Origin of the sequence: Bacteroides sp. L008 (assembly GCF_040812255.1) — a bacterium.
Classification (GTDB): Bacteria; Bacteroidota; Bacteroidia; order Bacteroidales; family Bacteroidaceae; genus Bacteroides; species Bacteroides vicugnae.
In genome coordinates this window covers 1,178,440-1,195,759 of the sequence record NZ_JBFNXO010000001.1, presented here as the reverse complement: position 1 = coordinate 1,195,759, position 17,320 = coordinate 1,178,440, and the positions used below count along the sequence as shown (strand labels likewise).

Genomic DNA, 17,320 nt, shown 5'->3' with positions numbered 1-17,320 from the left:
AATTAGAATACTTTAGAATAGAGATGACCGAATTGTTGGAACATATCGATATCTACAAACCATCCGAAATACTTGGTATGTTCCAAAGTTATTTGGCTAAGCAAAATACAAGTGCAAAGGTCATCTTTTTGAAAGGAGTGTATCTTAAAAGTGCGAAAAACAATACTCAATGGGCATTTTGTTATGATGTTATCAGAGATGAAGATACACAAGAAGAAATAACTGTTAAGATAACGCCTAAGCAACGAGAAAATTTGAAAGATGGTAATCTTGTAGTGATTGGTGGTATCATTGGCAGGCAAATAAAGCAAAATGGTTTTATTCAGTTAGTTCTCGGTGTCACTCGTGTTGAAGTTGTTAAAGATCAAGTAATGACAGATACAGAGTTAAAAATGATGGAGCTTCGAAATTTAAAAAGTCTGAAGGGATTTAAAAATGTGGATTCTTTGCTTGAAAACAGATTGTTTTCGGGTGAGAAACCAATGATAGCTTTACTGTTTGCTTCAACTTCTATTACAATGTCTGATTTTAATGCTGGGAAAAATGCAGCCTCTTCGCATATAGACTTTACAGAACATAGAGTGTCTTTCGGTAATGCAATCGAATTATCCACCTATTTGCAAAAATTGGACTTGGAACATTATGATGCAATTGCGCTAATTCGTGGTGGTGGAGGTGGCATTGAAAGCCTTGACGATTTATTAGTCCTTGAGACAATTGTGAATCTGCAAACATCTCTTATTTGCGCTGTTGGTCATGTAGATGAGAAGTTATTTATTAAGAATATCGCTGATAAAGTTGCATCAACTCCTAATGGATTGGGAAGTTATTTTAGTGAGATGGTTGAGAATGTCATTCAGAAGAAAAACAGGTCTAGAGCTATTCTTGTGAAACAGGTAAAAACACAGTTTAAAGAGCAAATAGAGACTGCAAATAAACAAAATAAAGATCTACAGGAGAAAATCACAGTATTGACAAAGAACAATGAAATTAGCCAAAAGATGTATGCCGAACAAATTAAAAATGCAGAAAGACAAAATAAAGATCTACAGGAGAAAATCACAGTATTGACAAAGAACAATGAAGTTAGTCAGAAAATGCATGCTGAACAAATTAAAAATACAGAAAAACAAAATAAAGATTTACAAGAAAAAATTACAGTACTGACGAAGAACAATGAAATTGCTCAAAAAATGTATGCTGAACAAATTGAAATTGCGGAGAAACGGAATAAAAGTTTACAAGATCAATTGTCCATCCTAACTAAGAATGCAGAAAATAGCCAAAATAGTCACAAAAATCAGACTGATATTTTGCAGAAGCAGCTTATTTTGATGCAAAAGGAATTAAAAGATTTAAGAGATAGCAATGAAAATCAAACAAAAGATTTTAATGAGAATATATCTAAAATGCAGTCGACGAATTATGAATTACAAAAATCGTTGGATAAGCTAAATGCAGAAAATACTCAAGCTGCAAAAGATTTAACAGAAGCCAAAGTGTATGCAAAGCACTTAGAACAGCAGCTAGCGAGCAGTAAAAAGAGGCCTGGATATTTTGGATTATTAATCGCTATAGTTGTTATTATTGGACTTTTTTGTGGAATTATGTATTTATACTATTTTATTTGCTAATACAGTTTAAATTACATTCTCTAAAAAACAGTTGATTTGTCTGCTATCATTAGAGTCCGGTATGAAAAAACTTTCGTATCGGACTTTGTGTTATTGGGTGGAAAAGGCTATCTTTGTATTTGTCAACTTATAAAGTTATGAGTATATGAGTAATAAAATTTATCCTATCGGCATACAGAACTTCGAGAAAATTCGCAAAGGAGGTTATTGTTATATAGATAAGACTGCTTGGATACTCAAATGTTTAAGATGACAGAACAATTTTGGCAAGATTTTCAAGAGAACAAATAGATGTTACATATTAATAATGCCTGTATTGCTTTTGGTACGGAAGTGCTTTTCTCCGGTTTCAATATGAAGCTGGAAAGGGGAGAAACGGCTTGCATTGTCGGTCAATCCGGTTGTGGAAAGACTTCGTTGCTGAATGCGGTAATGGGGTTTGTGCCTTTGAAAGAAGGATCTATACAGGTAGGGGAAACATTGCTTGATATATCGACTATCGATAGTGTCCGCAGACAGATTGCATGGATTCCTCAAGAATTAGCGCTACCTTTTGAATGGGTCAAAGAGATGGTGGCTCTCCCGTTCGGACTGAAAGTGAATCGTTCTGTACCTTTTTCGGAAGAAAGACTTTTTACTTGTTTCGATGAATTGGGACTGGAACACGAATTATATACAAAGAGAGTGAATGAAGTATCGGGTGGTCAACGCCAACGTATTATGCTGGCTGTGGCTGCAATGCTCAACAAACCTCTCATTATCATAGATGAACCGACTTCTGCTTTAGATGCCGGATCGACCGGTAAAGTCCTGTCTTTTTTCCGGAGACAGGCAGAAAAGGGAACAGCTGTGTTAGCCGTATCACATGATAATGACTTTGCTTCGGGCTGCCATTATTTAATAGAACTGTAATTAATTGAACTGTAACGCAAATCGGATAGAATTGTTAAGAATAAATTGTGGGAACGATTGATATATCATATTATAATCTCTTTATAGGGTTACTATTGCTTGCCATTCCGTTTTTTTACCTTTGGAAATTTAAAACGGGACTGCTGAAACCTGCCGTGATTGGTACACTACGGATGATTATCCAGCTGTTCTTTATCGGCATGTATCTGAAATATCTCTTTTTATGGAACAATCCCTGGATCAACTTCCTTTGGGTGATAATTATGGTATTCGTGGCCGGGCAGACCGCATTGGTACGCACCCAGTTGAAACGTAGTGTTTTATTAATTCCTATTACGGTAGGATTTCTTTGTAGCGTTGTATTGGTAGGCATCTATTTTATCGGTATTGTTCTCCAGCTGGATAATATATTTAGCGCTCAATACTTTATTCCAATATTCGGAATTCTGATGGGTAATATGCTGTCGAGCAATGTAATAGCCTTGAATACTTATTATAGCGGATTGAAACGTGAACAGCAACTATATCGGTATTTATTGGGAAACGGAGCGACAAGGCAGGAAGCACAGGCTCCATTTATCCGGCAGGCCATCATTAAATCGTTTAGTCCCCTGATTGCGAACATTGCCGTGATGGGACTGGTAGCTCTTCCGGGCACGATGATCGGACAAATTCTGGGAGGAAGCAGCCCGAATGTCGCTATCAAGTATCAGATGATGATTATGGTGATTACTTTCACAGCATCTATGCTATCGCTGATGATTACTATTTCATTGGCTTCACGTCGATCTTTTGATGCATACGGAAAGCTGCTGGAGATAACAAAAGAACCCAGGAAATGACTGTTATTGACCAGATATTCCATAAAGTAGCTGAAATAGCTATTCCACACTTCTTTATAACAGTGGATTTTTCAGCATCCGGCACAGAAATGCCGGAACATATCGAAGCTTTCTTGCAGGAAAAATACGAAGCAATTCTTCGTGGAGCCAGTGGACGTAAATTTATCTATAAGGAAGGAGAGTGGCGGCTTATTTTCACTTTCTTCCCTACGGACAGAGTCGTAGACGAACGGTATGCACTGAAAAACAAGGTACAAATGATAAACAAGGTGCAAATGATAAACAAGGTGCAAATGAAAAGCAAAAGCTAACCGGTTTTAGCGTTTTTGTTATTTGCCTTTCAACATTCCCCATAAGCAGCGAAGCTGCACGAATTGCTCTCCGGGTTGCACATAACCACCTTCAAACATCTTTTCCGTTACTTGAAATTTGGAGAGGTGATGGCGTATATACTTCTCTACATCAGGCGATTGTTTCTTGACGAATGACAGCAAATCAACCTTTCCATCTTCGTGAATGAGCACCTTAGCTTTGATTGTGCGAAAACCGTACTCTTTGCAGTGTTTGGTTTCTACTTTATCAATCCAGAAGATAGCGGTAGCTTTGACCGTATCTGCTGCACAATTTTCGATACTGTCAATCTTTGCAGCCTTGGCTACGGACATTTCGATACTATCACTTTTCTTGGGCTGGCAAGAAAACATCATAACTAGTAGGAACAATAAAGTCAAATTTGTTTTCATCGTATTCATTATTTAGATGAAGTAAAAGTACAGAATTTCAATAAATAACGGAAGTTTTAGGCGAAAAATTATAATTAGTTTTTATTCCGGAATCGGTTTTTATCCGAATTTATCCGATGAAAACAGGCAAAAGGCAAAAAGAATATAAACTCTTTTTGCCTTTTGCCTATTGATAAAACTGAAAAATGAAATTAACTGTTTAATCTGAAAATAGTTACGGTTTAGCGGAAGTCTTTCAGTTCTTCCTGTAATTTCTGACGGGTAAAGAAGATCCGGCTTTTTACAGTACCCAACGGAAGATTTAGTTTTTCTGCTATTTCACGGTATTTGAATCCGGAAACGTGCATGGCGAACGGAACCCTGTATTCTTTCGGAAGAGCATTGACTACACGGTGCATCTCTTTCAGGTCGTATGTCCTTTCAGTACTTTCAAACCCTGCATCTTGCGGCAAATTAAGATGATAGAGATTGTCAGTCTTGTCGACAAATGTCTAGTCGCGAACTACCTTACGATAATTGTTGATAAAGATATTGCGCATGATGGTATACATCCATCCTTTGAAATTTGTATCGGGTGTATATTTATCTTCATTATCTAATGCTTTCAATGAGGTTTCCTGCAGCAAATCGTTTGCTTCTTCGCGGTCTGTTGTCAGTTTGTATGCGAAACGTAGTAATTCTTCCTGAACTCCTACCAAATCTTTTCTGAAGCTTAAACTTTTCATATGTGTTGTTTTTAAAATGTGAGTATTCGTTGTAAAAATTTTGATGATGCAAGTTTAAGATATTTTGTCGACCTTGGTAGGGGAGAATCAGACGTAATTTAGGGGAATTTCTATCAACAGATAGTTTTTAGGTCCTTTTTGATAGTTTATGGGTGGTTATTTTATATCTTTTACGGTGGTCTCAAAAAATGGATAACGATAAATTCTCTAAAAAACGATCACTTAGTATATTAATTCCTATTTTATTTATTATCTTTGCAACCAAATTTTCTACCAATAATGAAAATTAAGGAAATAGTAAGCGCCCTTGAACGATTCGCGCCTCTGCCATTGCAAGACGGATTTGATAATGCCGGCCTGCAAATCGGATTGACAGAAGCGGAAGCAACAGGGGCTTTGTTGTGTCTTGACGTTACCGAAGCTGTGTTGGATGAAGCTATCGCGTTAGGGTATAATCTCGTTATATCGCATCATCCGCTCATTTTCAAAGGCTATAAATCTATCACGGGCAAAGATTACGTGGAACGCTGTATGCTGAAAGCAATAAAGAATGATATTGTAATCTATTCAGCACACACTAATCTTGATAATGCACAGGGTGGAGTCAATTATAAGATAGCAGAGAAAATAGGGTTGAAGAATCTGAAAGTGCTCGAACCGAAAGAGAACAGTCTGATTAAGCTGGTGACTTTCGTGCCTGATGCACAAGCCGATAGTGTACGTGAAGCACTGTTTGCAGCCGGATGCGGAAATATAGGCAACTATGATTCATGCAGTTACAATCTGAAAGGAGAGGGAACTTTCCGGGCAAAAGAGGGAACGCATCCTTTCTGTGGAACAATCGGTGAGCTGCATCATGAAAATGAAGTAAGGATTGAAACCGTTCTTCCTATATATAAGAAAGCGGAAGTTATAAAGGCTTTATTGTCTGTACATCCTTATGAGGAACCGGCATTCGACTTGTATCCGTTGCAGAATAACTGGTCGCAAGCAGGTTCGGGAATTGTAGGTGAATTGGATGAATCGGAAACGGAACTCGAGTTTCTGAAACGTATCAAGAAAATCTTCGAAGTGGGTTGTGTACGTCATAACAAACTGACAGGGAGAGAAATACAGAAGGTTGCCTTATGTGGTGGTGCTGGAGCTTTCCTGCTTCCACAGGCAATTCGGACGGGCGCGGATGTCTTTATTACGGGAGAAATCAAATATCATGATTATTTCGGCCATGAAGAAGATATTCTGATGGCAGAGATTGGTCATTACGAAAGCGAACAATATACAAAAGAAATTTTTTATTCCATAATCCGGGATTTATTTCCTAATTTTGCACTCCAATTGAGTAAAATAAATACGAATCCCATAAAATATTTATAAGTAAAATGGCTAGAGAAGCAAAAAAAGATCCGAATGAGTTGACGGTAGAACAGAAACTGAAGACACTGTTCCAACTGCAAACGATGTTGTCTAAGATTGATGAAATCAAGACATTGAGAGGTGAACTTCCGTTGGAAGTGCAAGACCTCGAAGATGAAATTGCTGGTTTGAGTACCCGTATCGACAAGATCAAAGCTGAAGTGGATGAACTGAAATCTGCTATTGCCGGCAAGAGAGTAGAAATCGAAACAGCAAAGGCTTCAGTAGAAAAATATAAGTCACAACAAGACAATGTTCGCAATAACCGTGAATATGACTTCTTGACGAAAGAAATCGAATTCCAGACATTGGAAATCGAACTTTGCGAAAAGAGAATCAAAGAATATTCTGCTGATAAAGAAGAAAAAGAGGCTGAAGTAACGAAGAACGATCAGATTCTTAACGAAAGACTGAAAGACCTTGAGCAGAAGAAGAGCGAACTGGATGAAATTATCTCTGAAACCAAACAGGAAGAAGAGAAATTGAGAGACAAAGCTAAAGATTTGGAAACTAAGATCGAACCGCGTCTATTGCAGTCGTTCAAACGTATCCGTAAGAACTCTCGCAACGGATTGGGTATTGTATACGTACAGCGTGATGCTTGTGGTGGTTGCTTTAACAAGATTCCGCCCCAGAGACAACTGGATATCCGTTCTCGTAAGAAAGTAATCGTTTGCGAATATTGTGGACGTATTATGATTGACCCGGAATTGGCTGGCGTACAAATCGAACACAAGGTGGAAGAAGCTCCGGTAGCTACTACCAAAAGAGCTATTAGAAGAAAAACTGCTGAATAAGGAAAGCTGTGAAGTAAGTAAAGTTACTTTTTGATATATAGTAAGCCCTGCAGCAATGCAGGGCTTTTTTTTGTTTTAGCAAGTGCTCGTATAAAAAAGAATCGATAAACAAACTTACCCTTTAGTTGTTATCTTTTCATTTCATAAAAACCTGAACTGATATGAATATACGAGTGTGGGGCACATCGCTCCTTATGTTTCTTTCAACTGTGACCGCGGTTGGACAGACCGCAAACCGTTATTTGAAAGCTCCGCTTCCTCAAGATTGGGAAGAGAGCGGGGAAGTGTTTCAACAGATACTTCCGGTGGATGACCATTGGTGGAAGTCATTCCAAGATACCAAACTGGATTCTTTGATAGCTTTGGCAGTAGATCGTAATTACTCTGTTGCCATGGCAATCAACCGTATAGCTGCCGCTCGTGCCAATCTTTGGATAGAACGCAGTAACTTCTTTCCTTCCATCGGATTGAATGCAGGATGGACCCGTCAGGAAACCAGTGGAAATACGAGTTCACTGCCCCAAACAACCGATCATTATTATGATGCTTCGTTAAGCATGAGCTGGGAGCTTGATATTTTCGGTAGTATTCGGAAACGGGTAAAAGCGCAGAAAGAGAATTTTGCTGCCAGCAAGGAAGAATACACAGGAGTCATGGTCTCGTTAGCTGCAGAAGTAGCCTCGGCTTATATCAATCTAAGGGAGTTGCAACAAGAACTTGAAGTGGTAAAGAAAAACAGTGCTTCGCAGGAAGAAGTCCTGAAAATCACGGAAGTACGCTATAACACCGGGCTGGTTGCTAAACTCGATGTGGCACAGGCCAAGTCTGTATTATATAGCACAAAAGCCTCCATTCCCCAGCTGGAAGCGGGTATCAATCAGTATATTACAACATTGGCTGTCTTATTGGGAATGTATCCCCAGGACATTCGTCCTGTTCTTGAATCCAGTGGCACATTGCCCGATTATATGGAACCTATCGGAGTGGGAATGCCTGTCGATTTATTGCTGCGACGGCCTGATGTACGAAGTGCGGAATTGAGCGTAAATGCGCAGGCAGCATTGCTCGGAGCTTCGAAAGCGGATTGGCTGCCGAAAGTTTTCTTGAAAGGTTCATTTGGATATGCCGCCCGTGACCTGAAGGATCTCACCAAAAGTAAAAGTATGACTTATGAAATTGCTCCGTCATTGAACTGGACTATTTTCAATGGAGGACAGCTGGTGAATGCAACACGGCTGGCAAAAGCGCAACTGGATGAAGCGATCAACCAGTTTAATCAGACGGTTTTAACTGCCGTACAGGAAACGGACAATGCTATGAATTCCTATCGGAATTCAATCAAACAGATTGTAGCCCTGCGGGAAGTGCGCAATCAAGGTATTGAGACATTGAAACTTTCACTGGAACTTTATAAACAGGGACTTTCGCCTTTCCAAAACGTACTTGATGCACAACGTTCTCTGTTATCTTATGAGAATCAGCTGGTACAGGCACAAGGTAGTTCGCTTTTGCAACTGATAGCCCTCTACAAGGCTTTAGGGGGTGGTTGGAGAGAATAAAAATCAATCTATAAAATATATAACCTAACAGATATGAAAAAACTGATGTATATCCTTCTTGCACTGCCTATATTGACGGGTTGCAAGGAGAAGAAAAGTGCAGGAGCGATGGGAGGTATGCCAACTCCGGAAATTAGCGTGACCAAACCCATAGTGGAGGATATTACTTTGACGAAAGATTATCCGGGTTATCTGACAACAGAAAAGACGGTGAATCTTGTAGCCAGGGTGAACGGAACCTTGCAATCTACCTCTTATGTCGCAGGTGGACGGGTGAAACAGGGGCAACTGTTGTTTGTCATCGAACCAACCTTATACAAAGATCAGGTGGAGCAAGCAGAAGCAGAATTGAGAACTGCCCAGGCGCAATTGGAATATGCCCGTAATAATTATAGCCGTATGAAAGAGGCTGTAAAGAGTGATGCGGTCAGTCAGATACAGGTACTTCAGGCTGAATCTTCTGTGAAAGAAGGTGTTGCAGCTGTCAGCAACGCGGAAGCAGCTTTGAGCACCGCCCGTACAAACTTGGGATATTGTTATGTCCGTGCACCGTTTGACGGCACCATAAGTAAGGCGACTGTAGATATAGGAAGTTATGTAGGCGGTTCATTGCAACCAGTCACATTGGCTACTATTTATAAAGATAATCAGATGTATGCTTACTTTAATGTTACTGATAATCAATGGTTGGCAATGACGATGGATACCCAGCAGTTACCGACTGATCTTCCTAAAAAAATAATGGTTCAACTGGGAAAGGGGGGAACTGAAAGTTATCCGGCTACGCTCGATTATCTTTCACCAAATGTAGATGTGAATACAGGAACACTGATGGTTCGTGCCAATTTTGATAATCCGAAAGGGGTATTGAAGAGCGGATTATATGTAAGCATAACTTTACCTTATGGAGAAGCTAAAAATGCCATGCTGGTGAAAGAGGGTTCTATCGGAACCGACCAGTTAGGCAAGTACTTATATGTTGTAAATGATTCGAATATAGTTCATTACCGGCATATTGAAATAGGGCAGTTGGTCGACGGCACTTTACGGCAGGTATTGGGTGGACTTTCCCCGCAGGAACAGTATGTCACGGAGGCTTTGATGAAAGTCAGAGACGGAATGAAAGTAAAGCCGCTTCCTGATTCTCTTCCTAAAAGAGGGAAATAAGGTCTTTGGGATAACTGATTGATTAACAAATGCAATCAATAAAGGTGATGTACTTAAAACCGATTAATTAACAAAAGTAACTTTCTGCTCCCTCTCTTTGGGAGAAGGCTGTAGAGAGGCTGCTTTTAAACCTATACATTATGTTTTCTAAGTTTTTTATCAACCGACCGATATTTGCTACTGTCCTTGCCCTGCTTATTGTAGTAGCCGGTCTGGTCACACTCAATATATTGCCTGTGGCGCAATTTCCGGAGATCACACCGCCAACGGTGCAGGTCTCTGCCGTTTATCCCGGGGCAAATGCTGAAACTGTTGCTCAAACAGTGGGTATTCCTATCGAACAGCAGGTGAATGGTGTAGACGGCATGCTTTATATGTCTTCCAATTCTTCATCTTCGGGAGCATATTCTCTGACTATTACATTCGCTGTTGGTACGGACATCGATATGGCAACTGTGCAGGTACAAAACAGGGTAAGTATCGCACAATCATCACTGCCGGAACCGGTGGTGGTGCAAGGAGTCACTGTGCAGAAACAGTCTTCAAACATTGTGATGTTTTTGACAATGACTTCGCAGGACTCTGTGTACAACAGCCTGTATCTGACTAATTATGCCAAATTGAATTTAGTGGACCAGCTGACACGTGTGCCCGGAGTGGGTGCTGTGAATGTGATGGGAGCAGGGGACTATTCGATGCGCATCTGGCTCGATCCGGAGGCTATGCGTATACGGAATATTTCACCGCAGCAAGTCTATCAATCCATCCAGTCGCAGAATGTGGAAGTATCTGCCGGATATATCGGTCAGCCTATCGGACAGGATAATAAGAATGCTTTTCAGTATACTTTGAATGTCCAGGGACGATTGAAATCTCCTGAACAGTTCGGAGATATTATTATTCGCCGTGAGCAGGACGGAGCGATGCTTCGTCTGAAAGATATTGCACGTATTGATTTGGGGTCTGCTTCATACAATGTAGTGTCGCGATTGAATGGAAAACCTACGGCTGCTATTGCTATTTACCAGCAACCGGGTTCCAATTCGCTGGATGTTTCAAAAGGAGTGAAAGCTAAGATGGAAGAACTGGCGGAAAGTTTCCCGTCAGGAGTGGCCTATAATGTCACTTTGGATACGACTGATGTCATCCATGCTTCCATTGATGAAGTGATGGTTACTTTCTTTGAAACAACTTTGCTGGTCATACTCGTTATTTTCTTGTTCCTGCAGAATTGGCGGGCAGTGATTATTCCTTGTATCACTATTCCGGTATCGTTGATCGGTACATTTGCCGTAATGGCGGCATTTGGTTTCTCTATCAATACATTAACATTGTTCGGACTGATTTTGGCAGTTGCTATTGTGGTGGATGATGCGATAGTGGTGGTGGAGAACGCTTCGAGGTTATTGGAAACCGGGCAGTACTCACCTCGTGAAGCGGTGACAAAAGCGATGGGAGAGATCACGGGCCCGATTGTCGGGGTGGTTCTCGTATTGCTTGCCGTGTTCATTCCGACGATGATGATTAGTGGAATTTCAGGTCAGCTGTATAAGCAGTTTGCACTGACTATTGCCGCTTCTACCGTATTGAGCGGTTTCAATTCGCTGACATTGACTCCTGCGCTTTGCGCACTGTTTCTTGAAAAGAGTAAACCTTCTAACTTCTTTATATACAAAGGTTTCAATAAGGCTTATGACAAGACGCAAGGGGTATATGACAAAATTGTCAAATGGTTGCTTCAGCGTCCGGGAATGGCTCTTGCTTCTTATGGCGCTTTGACTGTTATTGCTCTATTGCTTTTTATGCATTGGCCGTCAACTTTTATCCCGGACGAGGATGACGGATATTTTATTGCTGTTGTTCAACTTCCGCCTGCCGCCAGCCTTGAGCGTACGCAAGCAGTGGGAGAAAAGATAAACGGTATTTTGGATTCTTATCCGGAAGTAAAAAATTATATTGGTATTTCCGGCTTTTCTATCATGGGTGGCGGCGAGCAGAGTAACTCCGCAACTTATTTTGTGGTGCTGAAAAACTGGAGTGAGAGGAAAGGGAAGGAGCATACGGCTGCTGCCATAGTCAATCGTTTTAATGGTGAAGCGTATATGACTATTCAGGCTGCGGAAGTGTTTGCTATGGTTCCTCCGGCTATTCCGGGGTTGGGTGCATCCGGTGGTTTACAGCTTCAGTTGGAAGACCGGCGTAATCTGGGACCGACGGAAATGCAGCAGGCCATCAATGCCTTGCTTGCTTCTTATCATTCGAAACCGGCTTTAGCATCTGTATCCAGCCAGTATCAGGCAAATGTTCCGCAATATTTCTTGAATATCGACCGTGACAAAGTCCAGTTCATGGGAATTGCCTTGAACGATGTTTTCTCTACATTAGGCTATTATATGGGAGCGGCTTATGTGAATGATTTTGTTGAATTCGGACGTATTTACCAAGTGAAGATTGAGGCACGCGACCAGGCACAGCGGGTAATTGATGATGTCTTGAAGCTAAGTGTGCCGAATTCGGCAGGAGAGATGGTGCCTTTTTCTTCTTTCACCAAAGTGGAGGAACAGTTAGGCCAAGACCAGATTAACCGCTATAATATGTACTCGACTGCTTCTCTGACTTGTAATGTTGCTCCGGGAAGTAGTACCGGGCAGGCTATTCAAGAAGTGGAAGCATTGTTTAAGGAACAGCTGGGAGATGAGTTTGGGTATGAATGGACTTCCGTTGCCTATCAGGAAACCCAGGCTGGGAATACGACTACCATTGTTCTGATTATGGCGTTAATTGTTGCTTTTCTGGTACTTGCTGCACAGTATGAAAGTTGGACTAGCCCGGTAGCAGCCGTCATCGGATTGCCGGTGGCATTATTAGGTGCCATGATTGGCTGTCTGATTATGGGAACTCCAGTCAGTATTTATACGCAAATCGGTATCATTCTGTTGGTTGCACTTTCTGCAAAGAACGGAATTTTGATTGTGGAATTTGCCCGTGATTTCCGTGCCGAGGGTAATTCAATTAGGGAAGCTGCCTTTGAAGCGGGGCATGTCCGCTTGCGTCCGATCCTGATGACTTCTTTTGCTTTTGTATTAGGAGTGATGCCCTTGTTATTCGCCACCGGTGCAGGTGCACAAAGTCGTATAGCATTGGGTGCTGCTGTTGTATTCGGTATGGCCATGAACACTTTATTGGCTACCATTTATATTCCTAATTTCTACGAATTGATGCAGAAATTGCAAGAGCGGTTCAGCAAAAAGAAAGGAAATGAGGATGGTGGGAAAGATACTGTCATATAGAAGTAAAAAACTGTTTGAAGGCTATCTGAAAGGGTAGTTGATATAGTGACGCTATCTGTTTGGGATGGTGTCACCATAGTAAGCAAATAGCGTCACTATCTTGAATGGATAGTGACGCTATTTTATTCTTGCAGGTAAGTACGTTTTTTGTGGCAAATGAAGCGGAACATTTTTATAAAGATTTGTAATCAGGAATATCCTGAAGGAACGTATAACTCTGATTCTCATAATCCATCCGGCAACAATAATGTTGCATTCCGTTGCTGACAATCAGATAATCTACTTTCAATACCATATTATACCGGGTGATCTGATCGAAAACAGCCTGTGTGATTTCGATATGGGGTGCTTTATATTCCACAATCATCCGGGCTGATAAATCCCTCCGATAAAGTACGGTGTCGCATCGTTTGGTAGTACCGTTCAACTTTACCATTACTTCATTGGCCAGAAGGGCAGTCGGATATCCTTTGTGTGCAATAAGAAAGTGAACAAAGTGTTGCCGTACCCATTCTTCAGGGGTAAGGGCGACATATCGTTTACGAATTACGTCGAAAATTACATTTTTTCCGTTTCGTACGTTTATTTTAGTGTCGAATACTGGTAGGTTTAACGATAACATTTATTATTTTTGTAAGTTAAATAATGGTTCCCATTATTGGGAGCACAAATTTAATAGATAATTATGAAAACAAAAGAAGAAATCGTAGCTAATTGGCTGCCCCGTTACACAAAACGTAACCTGGAGGATTTTGGAGAGTATATTCTGTTGACTAACTTCAACAAGTACGTCGAGATTTTCGCAAATCAGTTTAATGTTCCCATCTTAGGAAGGGATGCAAATATGATTTCTGCTTCTGCCGAAGGCATCACTATGATTAACTTTGGTATGGGAAGCCCCAACGCTGCTATCATCATGGACTTGCTGGGAGCTATTCAACCCAAAGCTTGTTTGTTTTTGGGAAAATGTGGTGGCATCGACAAGAAAAATCAGCTTGGCGACTTGATTCTCCCTATTGCAGCTATTCGTGGAGAAGGAACTTCCAACGATTATTTCCCTCCTGAAGTTCCTGCATTACCTGCATTTATGTTGCAGCGTGCCGTTTCTTCATCCATCCGTGACAAAGGCCGTGACTATTGGACCGGTACCGTATATACCACCAACCGCCGTATCTGGGAACATGATGATGCATTCAAAGAATATCTGAAAAAGACCCGGGCTATGGCAGTTGATATGGAAACTGCAACTTTGTTCAGTTGTGGCTTTGCCAATCATATTCCTACCGGCGCATTATTATTAGTGTCCGATCAGCCAATGACCCCCGACGGAGTAAAAACAGATAGAAGTGATAATTTGGTTACCAGAAATTATGTAGAAGAGCATGTTGAAATTGGTATTGCTTCTTTGCGTATGATTATTGATGAAAAGAAAACTGTTAAACACTTGAAATTTGACTGGTAATCCGGTCTTTCTGAAAATTATATATGGCAAAACAAGAACTGACCTGTGATGACATCCTCAAGGAACTGAGAGCAAAGCAGTATCGCCCTATCTATTACCTGATGGGAGAAGAGTCGTATTATATCGACTTGATTGCAGATTATATAACGGATAATGTGTTGAGTGAGACGGAAAAAGAATTCAACCTGACTGTTGTGTATGGGGCTGATGTGGATGTGGCAACGATTATAAATGCTGCAAAGCGTTATCCCATGATGTCGGAACACCAAGTAGTAGTAGTAAAGGAAGCGCAGGCGGTACGTAATATGGAAGAGTTGTCGTATTATCTTCAAAAGCCTTTGCTTTCCACCATTTTAGTGATATGCCATAAGCATGGAACGTTGGATCGTAGAAAGAAGCTGGCTGCCGAGGTGGACAAAGTTGGTGTGCTGTTTGAATCTAAAAAAATAAAGGATGCACAACTCCCCGGTTTTATAGCTTCATATATGAAACGGAAAGGAGTTGATATGGAACCTAAAGCAACTGCTATGCTTGCTGATTTTGTAGGTTCAGATTTGAGTCGTCTGACCGGAGAGCTTGAAAAGTTGATTATCACTTTACCTGCCGGACAAAAACGCGTAACTCCTGAACAGATAGAAAAAAACATAGGCATAAGCAAAGATTATAATAACTTTGAATTGCGCAGTGCTTTAGTGGAAAAGGATATATTGAAAGCAAATAAGATAATAAAATATTTTGAGGAAAATCCGAAAACTAATCCGATCCAAATGACGCTGTCTTTATTATTCAGCTTTTACTCCAACCTAATGTTGGCTTATTATGCACCGGATAAATCAGAGCAAGGGATTGCAAATATGCTAGGGTTAAGAACTCCTTGGCAGGCTCGGGATTATATGGTAGCAATGCGAAAATATAGCGGAGTAAAGACCATGCAAATTGTTGGAGAAATACGATATGCTGATGCAAAATCCAAAGGAGTCCAAAATAGTTCTATGACAGATGGAGATATTCTTCGTGAATTAGTGTTCAAAATTTTGCATTAAGTAGGATTAAGAATTACCTATATAATCAGACATATACTTTTACCGTAGATAGAAACGGGAAGTATATGTCTTTTTTTGGTATTCCCGCAATTACTTCCATTATAAAAAAGACTTTCACAATACCAGTGATTATTTTACAAATAGATTTACTCCTTTTATAGTTTTATAGATTTACCCATTTAACGAACTACACAAAGTCTATTTTTAGAATTTTGTATTGATCTACCTTCAAGGAAACTTTTTCTTTTAAATAGGAGCTTTAATTTTTAAACGAGAAAAATTTACTTATTCTTGAGTTTATCAAAAAAGCATTTTGGATTTTAAAGGTATCGTTTTATAGTGAGAATGGAGATTTTTTCTTTTCTCTAAAATCATCCATTAGTGTCATTTTGATAATCCAGGAGTATATTTGATTACTATAAGCCTATTTTTTCTAGTTTAATAGAAAAATAGAATATGAATTATAGTGGTAAGTCTTTGTCTTTCATTTATTTATGCTAAAAATGAACCTCCTAGAATTGAAAAAAAATAAATAAGTGGAGATCGGTACGGAAATATTGCAAGGATTTTCTTTTTAGAGAAGATTGTAAAGGATGATTAGAAAAAAATAGCAATATACATTGGTAAAGTATGAGTGGCTCCCTTCCTTTTATTGCTTTTGCAACTATCAATATTTACTTTTGTGTATATATGTAATTACAAATGTGTAATATATTTATGTGAACATATTCCAAATGTGATCAACGGTTAGTGTTTACAATAATATATTTGTGTATTTACAAAAATAATACCTGATATACAAATGTAGTTGTTGGGGCATTAACAAATGCTTTTATATCTATTATCTTATTGTAAGCCAGCGTTATATAGTTTATTATGTCAATTTGTACTATAAAAGTCTTCTCTATGTGGTATGTATATTTGTGAATACTCCTATTTGAGGTTTATTTTTATTGTATATGTAGCTGTATATCTGCATTTTGCATTTTACAGTTAAACTGAAACTATATATTTATAATAGCTCGTTTTATTCTATATACAAGCGTAATATTCGATTTGTATAATACTCTATACTTTTGTAATATTAATATTTTTATATTTGTAATTTGCTTTTGTGAATCTAAATATTTACCTTTGTATAATCAATGAGATCGTGCGTATTTTTGTGAAATAGATACATAACACATACAATTGTAATATAAAGAAGGTAGTATGGAAATAAAAGACAGAATCAGAATGATAATGGAAAGAGAAAAAGTTCCTCCTAGAGTTTTTGCTGAAACAATTGGAGTGCAACAATCTACTCTCTCTCATATTTTAAACGATCGGAATAAACCCAGCTTAGAGGTCGTTATGAAGGTTCATCAAAAGTATGACTATGTAAATCTTGAATGGTTGCTTTATGGTAAAGGCGAAATGATGGTGTCTGAAGAAGGAACTTCCTTTTCTTCTTCTAACCACGATTACCTGCCTTCTTTATTCGACGAGAATCCCGTAAATCCGTCCAAAGAGCCGACTCTTCCGGAAAATCGCAAGGAAATGCCGTTAAGAAACGCCGAAAATGCCCCCAAAGAGATTGTAAAACAAGAGATTAGGTATATAGAAAAGCCTGCCAGGAAAATCACGGAAATAAGAATATTTTTCGATGATAACACCTATGAGACGTTTCGACCTGAAAAATGAAGAGTAAAATCGGTGGTTTGAGCAATTTCCTGTATCTTTGCATCCGGAAT

Annotated in this window: 14 protein-coding genes and 2 pseudogenes; 13 read left to right on the top strand and 3 right to left on the bottom strand. The window is 39.6% G+C overall.

Annotated features, from left to right (window positions below; all coding sequences use genetic code 11):
- Positions 1-23: 23 nt before the first annotated feature.
- The 5 genes and pseudogenes from AB3G73_RS04760 to AB3G73_RS04740 all read left to right on the top strand — a co-directional run bounded on the left by AB3G73_RS04760 (position 24) and on the right by AB3G73_RS04740 (position 3,699).
- The gene (locus tag AB3G73_RS04760; protein WP_367743226.1) at positions 24-1,634 is read left to right on the top strand and encodes an exodeoxyribonuclease VII large subunit; all 1,611 of its coding nucleotides are present in this window, start codon (positions 24-26) and stop codon (positions 1,632-1,634) included.
- Between the two features lie 145 nt (positions 1,635-1,779).
- Positions 1,780-1,881 (top strand): annotated as a pseudogene (locus AB3G73_RS04755) (AAA family ATPase); the annotation flags it as partial.
- Positions 1,882-1,925: 44 nt separating this feature from the next.
- Entirely contained in the window at positions 1,926-2,546 is a 621-nt protein-coding gene (locus tag AB3G73_RS04750) for an ATP-binding cassette domain-containing protein (protein ID WP_195650730.1), read from the top strand.
- A 47-nt stretch (positions 2,547-2,593) separates the two neighbouring features.
- On the top strand, positions 2,594-3,388 hold the full coding sequence (locus tag AB3G73_RS04745; RefSeq protein WP_148366671.1) for an ABC transporter permease: 795 nt from the start codon (positions 2,594-2,596) through the stop codon (positions 3,386-3,388).
- Entirely contained in the window at positions 3,385-3,699 is a 315-nt protein-coding gene (locus tag AB3G73_RS04740; RefSeq protein WP_320979564.1) for a hypothetical protein, read from the top strand. Before AB3G73_RS04745 ends, AB3G73_RS04740 begins: the two co-directional genes overlap by 4 nt.
- A gap of 18 nt (positions 3,700-3,717) precedes the next feature.
- On the opposite strand, the gene AB3G73_RS04735 is transcribed toward AB3G73_RS04740, so the two are convergent.
- Both AB3G73_RS04735 and AB3G73_RS04730 read right to left on the bottom strand, forming a co-directional pair.
- Positions 3,718-4,131, bottom strand: a complete 414-nt coding sequence (locus AB3G73_RS04735; protein ID WP_320979565.1) for a DUF4891 domain-containing protein — start codon at positions 4,129-4,131, stop codon at positions 3,718-3,720.
- A 221-nt stretch (positions 4,132-4,352) separates the two neighbouring features.
- Positions 4,353-4,856 (bottom strand): annotated as a pseudogene (locus AB3G73_RS04730) (RNA polymerase sigma factor).
- A gap of 279 nt (positions 4,857-5,135) precedes the next feature.
- On the opposite strand from AB3G73_RS04730, the gene AB3G73_RS04725 reads away from it, so the two are divergent.
- The 5 genes from AB3G73_RS04725 to AB3G73_RS04705 all read left to right on the top strand — a co-directional run bounded on the left by AB3G73_RS04725 (position 5,136) and on the right by AB3G73_RS04705 (position 13,082).
- Positions 5,136-6,230 (top strand): Nif3-like dinuclear metal center hexameric protein, encoded by a 1,095-nt coding sequence (locus AB3G73_RS04725; RefSeq protein ID WP_367743222.1) that lies wholly within the window; start codon positions 5,136-5,138, stop codon positions 6,228-6,230.
- A gap of 5 nt (positions 6,231-6,235) precedes the next feature.
- A complete protein-coding gene (locus tag AB3G73_RS04720; RefSeq protein ID WP_004295942.1) occupies positions 6,236-7,066 on the top strand; it encodes a zinc ribbon domain-containing protein in 831 nt (276 codons plus the stop codon).
- 161 nt (positions 7,067-7,227) lie between these two features.
- On the top strand, positions 7,228-8,625 hold the full coding sequence (locus AB3G73_RS04715) for an efflux transporter outer membrane subunit (protein ID WP_004295943.1): 1,398 nt from the start codon (positions 7,228-7,230) through the stop codon (positions 8,623-8,625).
- 33 nt (positions 8,626-8,658) lie between these two features.
- Positions 8,659-9,792: an efflux RND transporter periplasmic adaptor subunit gene (locus AB3G73_RS04710; protein ID WP_234133416.1), complete on the top strand. Its 1,134-nt coding sequence runs from the start codon at positions 8,659-8,661 to the stop codon at positions 9,790-9,792.
- Positions 9,793-9,932: 140 nt separating this feature from the next.
- Complete coding sequence (locus tag AB3G73_RS04705; RefSeq protein WP_367743213.1) at positions 9,933-13,082, top strand: efflux RND transporter permease subunit; 3,150 nt, start codon at positions 9,933-9,935, stop codon at positions 13,080-13,082.
- 172 nt (positions 13,083-13,254) lie between these two features.
- On the opposite strand, the gene AB3G73_RS04700 is transcribed toward AB3G73_RS04705, so the two are convergent.
- Positions 13,255-13,704 (bottom strand): type I restriction enzyme HsdR N-terminal domain-containing protein, encoded by a 450-nt coding sequence (locus tag AB3G73_RS04700; RefSeq protein ID WP_004295946.1) that lies wholly within the window; start codon positions 13,702-13,704, stop codon positions 13,255-13,257.
- Positions 13,705-13,767: 63 nt separating this feature from the next.
- Between AB3G73_RS04700 and AB3G73_RS04695 the strand changes: the two genes are divergently transcribed.
- From AB3G73_RS04695 to AB3G73_RS04685, 3 genes are all read left to right on the top strand, one after another.
- Positions 13,768-14,544: an AMP nucleosidase gene (locus AB3G73_RS04695; protein ID WP_004295947.1), complete on the top strand. Its 777-nt coding sequence runs from the start codon at positions 13,768-13,770 to the stop codon at positions 14,542-14,544.
- Positions 14,545-14,567: 23 nt separating this feature from the next.
- Positions 14,568-15,587 (top strand): DNA polymerase III subunit delta, encoded by a 1,020-nt coding sequence (gene holA, locus AB3G73_RS04690; RefSeq protein WP_074558529.1) that lies wholly within the window; start codon positions 14,568-14,570, stop codon positions 15,585-15,587.
- Positions 15,588-16,799: 1,212 nt separating this feature from the next.
- Positions 16,800-17,270, top strand: coding sequence for a helix-turn-helix domain-containing protein (locus AB3G73_RS04685; protein WP_074558527.1), 471 nt, complete (start codon positions 16,800-16,802; stop codon positions 17,268-17,270).
- The last annotated feature ends 50 nt before the right edge of the window (positions 17,271-17,320 follow it).